General features: G+C 37.5%; 7 protein-coding genes. 4 read left to right on the top strand and 3 right to left on the bottom strand.

Features of this window, described 5'->3' with window-relative positions; all coding sequences use genetic code 11:
- Positions 1–22 precede the first annotated feature (22 nt).
- A complete protein-coding gene (locus U859_RS0110300) occupies positions 23–1,045 on the bottom strand; it encodes a rod shape-determining protein (RefSeq protein ID WP_010601761.1) in 1,023 nt (340 codons plus the stop codon).
- A gap of 221 nt (positions 1,046–1,266) precedes the next feature.
- Positions 1,267–2,793: a bifunctional phosphoribosylaminoimidazolecarboxamide formyltransferase/IMP cyclohydrolase gene (gene purH, locus U859_RS0110295; protein ID WP_025143293.1), complete on the bottom strand. Its 1,527-nt coding sequence runs from the start codon at positions 2,791–2,793 to the stop codon at positions 1,267–1,269.
- 459 nt (positions 2,794–3,252) lie between these two features.
- Here purH and U859_RS0110290 point away from each other — a divergent pair, with 459 nt between their 5' ends.
- Positions 3,253–3,615: a hypothetical protein gene (locus U859_RS0110290; protein WP_162799911.1), complete on the top strand. Its 363-nt coding sequence runs from the start codon at positions 3,253–3,255 to the stop codon at positions 3,613–3,615.
- 15 nt (positions 3,616–3,630) lie between these two features.
- Here the strand turns inward: U859_RS0110290 and U859_RS0110285 are convergent, their stop codons facing one another.
- Positions 3,631–4,209, bottom strand: coding sequence for a phosphoribosylglycinamide formyltransferase (locus U859_RS0110285; protein WP_025143291.1), 579 nt, complete (start codon positions 4,207–4,209; stop codon positions 3,631–3,633).
- Positions 4,210–4,451: 242 nt separating this feature from the next.
- On the opposite strand from U859_RS0110285, the gene rpsT reads away from it, so the two are divergent.
- The 3 genes from rpsT (at position 4,452) to U859_RS0110270 (ending at position 6,413) form a co-directional block, all read left to right on the top strand.
- Positions 4,452–4,706, top strand: a complete 255-nt coding sequence (gene rpsT, locus U859_RS0110280; protein ID WP_025143290.1) for a 30S ribosomal protein S20 — start codon at positions 4,452–4,454, stop codon at positions 4,704–4,706.
- A 71-nt stretch (positions 4,707–4,777) separates the two neighbouring features.
- Positions 4,778–5,476: a RadC family protein gene (gene radC, locus U859_RS0110275; RefSeq protein WP_025143289.1), complete on the top strand. Its 699-nt coding sequence runs from the start codon at positions 4,778–4,780 to the stop codon at positions 5,474–5,476.
- A gap of 100 nt (positions 5,477–5,576) precedes the next feature.
- Entirely contained in the window at positions 5,577–6,413 is an 837-nt protein-coding gene (locus tag U859_RS0110270) for an endonuclease/exonuclease/phosphatase family protein (RefSeq protein ID WP_025143288.1), read from the top strand.
- The last annotated feature ends 3 nt before the right edge of the window (positions 6,414–6,416 follow it).

The raw sequence follows: 6,416 nt of genomic DNA, 5'->3' as shown, positions 1-6,416 counted from the left end.
TATCTCATATCTCAAATCTAGGTTATTGCATTAAGAATTTATATCCGCCAATGTTTTTAAGGGCGATGCCGGTTCCTCGTACTACTGCACGAAGTGGATCTTCTGCAACGTGAACAGGCAATTTAGTTTTAGCAGCCACACGTTTATCCAAACCTCTCAGCAAGGCACCACCACCTGTTAAATAGATACCAGTTTGGTAAATATCTGCAGAAAGTTCGGGAGGAGTAATCTCCAAAGCTTTTAAAATCGCTTCTTCAATTTTAGAGATCGATTTATCCAAACAGTGTGCAATTTCGGTGTAAGAAACAGTAATCTGTTTTGGTACACCCGTCATTAAATCACGGCCCTGAACCGCAAAGTCAGCAGGAGCATCCTGTAACTCAGGTAAAGCTGCACCCACTTCAATCTTGATTTTCTCAGCAGTACGGTCACCAATCATAATATTATGCTGACGACGAATATAGTTAACGATATCAGAGTCGAAGTTATCACCGGCCACGCGAATCGATTGATCGCATACGATACCAGATAAAGCAATAACTGCAATTTCAGTAGTACCACCGCCTATATCGATGATCATGTTACCCATTGGCTCTTCCACATCAATCCCGATACCTACAGCAGCTGCCATTGGCTCGTGGATCAGGTATACTTCTTTTGCTCCGGCAATCTCCGCAGAGTCGCGCACAGCACGTTTTTCTACCTCTGTAATACCAGAAGGAATACAGATTACCATACGTAAAGAAGGGAACATCCATCCTTTACCGCCATTAAGCATACGGATCATACCCTTAATCATCGCCTCAGCGGCGTTGAAATCGGCAATTACTCCATCCTTTAATGGACGAACGGTTTTAATATTATCGTGGGTTTTACCCTCCATTTGCATTGCCTGACGACCTATAGCAATGACTTTGTTTGTAGTACGATCAAAAGCAACGATAGATGGCTCATCTACAACTACTTTGTCGTTATGTATAATCAGGGTATTCGCAGTGCCTAAATCGATGGCAACTTCTTGCGTAAACCAGTTAAATAATCCCATGTATAAGGTATGTTTTCTTTATTTTGTCAAATCTATACTATTCCTAATGTAAAAATAGCTTTTTTATTGTTTTAAGTTTTATTTTCTTCAGTTATTGAATTGTTTTTAAGGCAATTAAAATGTTCTGGAAAATAAAAGCTAAAAGACCAAAGGTAAAAGTCCAAAGCTGAAAGACTAAAGCGATTTGCAATATGCTTTAAGCTTTACGCTTTCAGCTCGAACTAGTGTTTAAAGTGTCTTACTCCAGTAGTTACCATTGCAATGCCTTTTTCGTTTGCTTTGGCAACAGAATCAGCATCTTTAATTGATCCACCTGGTTGTAAAACTGCACTAATGCCAGCATCAGCAGCGATTTCTACACAATCAGGGAAAGGGAAGAAAGCATCTGAAGCCATGACAGCACCTTTAACGCTGAAACCGAACGAAGCTGCTTTTTCAATCGCTTGTCTTAACGCATCAACACGCGAAGTTTGTCCAACACCGCTGGCAATTAAAACATCATCTTTAACCAAAACAATGGTGTTCGATTTGGTATGTTTTACAATTTTGTTAGCGAAGAATAAATCTTTCAATTCTTGTGCTGTTGGCGCTTTATCGGTAACGGTGGTCATTTGCTCCGGACCTTCGATAATTAAATCTTTATCCTGTTCAATTACACCATTTAGTAAGGTTTTAAATTGTTTTTTGCTCAATTCTACCTCGTTACGTTGTAAAATAACACGGTTTTTCTTTTTGCTGAACAATTCTACAGCTTCTGGCTGGTAAGAAGGTGCAATTAACACTTCGAAAAACAAGTTGTTAATTTCCTCAGCTGTTTCCAGGTCAACCTCTACATTGGTAATCAATACACCACCGAAAGCTGAAACAGGGTCGCATGCTAAAGCATCAATCCAGGCTTGTTTAACAGTAGGGCGTGAAGCAATACCACAGGCATTTGTATGTTTTAAGATCGCAAAAGTTGGATCTTCGAATTCGTCGATCAAAGCAACAGCGGCATCCACATCAACCAGGTTGTTGTACGAAAGTTCTTTACCGTTAAGTTTGGTAAACATGGCATCTAAATCACCATAAAATACACCGCCTTGATGAGGGTTTTCGCCATAACGCAAAGTTTTAGCCTCTGTTACACTCTGTTTGAAAACATCAAGTGGTTCTTCTATATTGAAATAATTGAAGATTGCAGTATCGTAGTGAGAAGAAGTATGGAAAGCTGTTTTAGCGAAAGATTTACGCTGTGCTAAAGTAGTTTCGCCATTTTGTGCTTCTAATTGAGCCTGTAAAGTAGGATAGTCGTTTTTCGATGCGATAATCACTACATCGTTAAAGTTTTTCGCAGCAGCACGGATTAAAGAAATACCGCCGATATCGATTTTTTCGATAATTTCTTCCGGTGTTCCACCTGCTTTTACGGTTTCTTCAAAAGGATATAAATCAACAATCACCAAATCAATTTCAGGGATCTCATATTCCGCAATCTGCTCCTGGTCGCCTGCTAACGCTCTGCGGTTTAAAATTCCACCGAATACTTTTGGGTGTAAGGTTTTAACACGTCCACCCAAAATAGAAGGGTAACCGGTTAAATCTTCAACCGCCGTAACCGGAAGATTTAAATCTTTAATAAATTGTTCTGTTCCACCGGTAGAAAATAACTGTACACCTTGTGCAGCTAACAATTTTACCAATGGCTCCAAACCATCTTTATAATATACTGAGATTAAAGCGTTTTTGATTTTAATGGATTGACTCATTCTACTGAAAATTTTGAGCCGCAAAGGTAGTAAAACAGAGGGATTTATTTAGGCGGTAAAACCAATAAAAATGAAATTATTTGTATATTTTTCTTTATGGGAGATTTTTTCTTTTGTTATGAGATTTTTAAAGCGCTAACATACTGATTTGGCATGTATAAAATATTTCCTATCTGCATGCCTTTCATTGCTTTATATATCTTTTGTTGTTTGCTACAAGTAGTCTTCCAATCTTAAATAGATAATAGGGGCATTTCAATTTTTATTATTTTAGCGCCATTAATCCAATAGTAATTAAATTAATAAATAGAGCTAACAGGAGCAATGTTTCAATCAAAGCGTAAAACAACATGGACTTATATAATTATAGTATTTCTTCTTATATGTTGTTACGTTGGTATTTACCATTCCCATCTTTATTTCGGATTTAACTGGGTAATGTGGCTAAGCATTTCGGCTATGTTAGCACTACTTTATTTAGGGGATTTATGGTTGGGTGATAGTGGCAGGTGGGATAAACTAAAGTCTTTTCTTTTTTTGTTGCTTGTTGGCGGACCGATAGGCATTTTCGTGTTCAGGATGCATAAATCTTTTATAGAAAACCAATTAGCTGAATATGGAGTGCAAGCCCATGGAGTGGTGACTAAGCTCTATATACAAAGAAATAAAAGTAGTCAAACGCCTTATGCTATATTCACCTATAAATTAAATAATAAAGTCTGGATGCAGGAAGTAATTAACCGGAACTCTTCTTTGCAAGTTGGTGATACTTTGATGTTATTGTGCGCTAAAACAGATCCTGAAATTTTCAAGATCGAATAGCATGCAATCCTAACATTACTTTTTTATCTTTTTTACAAGGGTTTCTACAATGCGTGGATAGTGCTGATGTTCCAGTTGCTGACCTTTAAATTTTACCATTTCCAGATTGTCATTTTTATCGATCCTGTAGCGGGCCTGGTAAATGTATTCGCCTTCATCGTAGTTTTCATCTACATAGTGGATGGTAATTCCACCTTCGGTTTCGCCGGCAGCCATCACGGCATTGTGCACATGATCGCCATACATGCCCTTTCCGCCAAATTTGGGGAGAATAGCAGGGTGGATATTAACAATACGGCCCGGATAGGCATAGATCAGGCTTTTAGGGATCAGCCAAAGGAAACCAGCCAGTACAATAAAATCAATTTCAAGATTTTTGAGCAGACCCACTACATCTTCGGTTTTATAAAACTCGTTTTTGTCGAAAATATGGGTTGGGATTTCGAAGTTATCAGCTCTTTGCAGCACATAGGCTTCGGCATTATTAGTTAGCACCAAAGAAATTTCAATTTCATTACTCCGTTTAAAATGCTCCATCAGTTTTTGGGCATTAGAACCAGAACCTGATGCAAAGATGGCTATTCGTTTTTTCACTCAAAAATCGTTTTGCCCAAAAATAGTATTTTTAGGACTGTTTTCTTAATCGAAAAGAAATTTTATTCAATTAAGTTAAAGTATTATTAATGAAGAATTTTAATGTATTTTTGCAGTTCGGAAATGGGGTTAAATTTTAATTAAAAAAAAGTTAAAAGTGTTTTGCAATTTAAAAACATTAATCCTATATTTGCAACCCGAATTATAGGAAACGAATAAGAAAAATAAAAGGCTAAATAGAAATGGCAAATCATAAATCTTCATTAAAAAGAATTAGAGCAAACGCAACAAAACGTTTACGTAACAGATATCAGGCAAAAACTACACGTACTTTCATTAAAAGATTACGTGCTGCAGAAGATAAAAAAACTGCATCTGATTTATTGCCTAAAGTAATCTCTATGTTAGATCGTTTAGCTAAAAAGAATGTTATCCACAAAAACAAGGCGGCAAACAATAAATCGAAATTAACGAAATTCGTTAGCGGTTTAAAATAAGCCAATTTTTTTACGATATTAGCAAAGGCATCCCAACCAAAAGTTGGGATGCCTTTTTTTTGTCGAAAAAAATGGAACAATACGAACAGAAATTAGGGGTAAAATTATGGGCAGAAGAAGACCGCCCGCGTGAAAAACTATTATTGCATGGCAGAAGGCATTTAACTGATGCCGAACTTATTGCAATTTTAATTGGTTCAGGAAGTAAAACTGAAACCGTTGTAGATCTGAGCAAAAGGATTTTAGCTTTTTATGATCATAATTTAACCCGGCTGGGCAAGGCATCTATCCAGGATCTTTCCAGGTTTAAGGGGATTGGTGAGGCAAAGGCCCTAACCATCATGGCGGCTCTGGAGCTTGGCCTGCGACGGAAAGAAACTGCTGAAGAAGATGTTACCCAGATCACCACCTCTGGCGATGTTTACAGGTACATGCACCATACCTTTGCCAACCTCAACCACGAAGAATTCTGGATCCTGTTGCTCAACAGGTCTAACCGCATTATTGGGAAATTCCTGATTAGTAAAGGAGGGCAGGCCGGAACAGTAGCTGATCCGAAAATCATTTTTAAAACCGCTTTGGAGAATAATGCAGCAAGTATCGTACTTACCCATAACCATCCTTCCGGAAGTTTAAAGCCCAGTGAAAGCGATGATAAACTCACTAAAGATATGGTGGCTTCCGGAAATCTGCTTACACTCTATGTGGTAGACCATGTTATTTTCGCCAATAACCGCTACTACAGTTATAAGGATGAAGATTTAATTTAAAAGATATTTCATTGTTAAAATACAATTAACTTTAATTTAGTATCATCGCAGCTTAAATTTATAATCGTCCGGAAACACCGGAATTAATTGTAGTTATCATATGAATAGTTTAAAAATCATCCCTGTTTTTCTTTTATTAACCGTTTTTGCTTTCGCTCAAAAAGCAGCTGTGCCCATTAATATCATTACCTATAATATCCGCTTAAATGTCGCTTCAGATGGTGTAAATGCCTGGCCGAACCGAAAAGATAATGTAAAGGCATTGGTGAAATTTCATGATGCCGATATTCTTTGTGTACAGGAAGCCTTGCCTGAGCAGTTTGATGCCTTGCTGGAAAACTCTAATTTCGATGTAGTAGGCGTTGGTCGCGATGATGGCAAAAGAAAAGGCGAATTTTCTGCCGTATATTTTGATAAAGACAGGTTTACCAAAAAAGATGGCGGAACTTTTTGGTTGTCTCAAACACCTGATGTGCCCTCCAAAGGATGGGATGCAGCTTTAAACCGGGTTTGCAGCTGGGTTAAATTATACGACAAACTGAACAAGAAAGAATTTATCGTTTTTAATACCCATTATGATCATATTGGTGTGCAGGCGAGAATTGAATCGGCTAAATTGTTAAAACAGAAAATTCAGCAGATTGCCCCAACTTTGCCAGTTATTTTTACAGGCGATTTAAATGTAACACCAGAAACAGAAGCAATTGCAACCATTAAATCTTTTCTAACAGATGCAAAAGAAGTTTCGGTTGAGCCACCTTATGGTCCTGCAGGTACTTTTAATGGTTTTCATTTCGATAGCGACCTGAAAGACCGGATTGATTATATTTTTGTAAACAAAGGTTTTAAAGTGCAAAAGTTTGCCGTTTTAACCGATAGTAAGGATAAAAGGTATTATTCTGATCACCTTCCGGTTTTCTGCAGGCTTTGGTTTTAATAG

Source organism: Pedobacter jeongneungensis (genome assembly GCF_000633455.1).
Classification (GTDB): Bacteria; Bacteroidota; Bacteroidia; order Sphingobacteriales; family Sphingobacteriaceae; genus Pedobacter; species Pedobacter jeongneungensis_A.
Note: the sequence above shows the minus strand (reverse complement) of the source record. Positions and strands in the feature narration are given on the sequence as shown.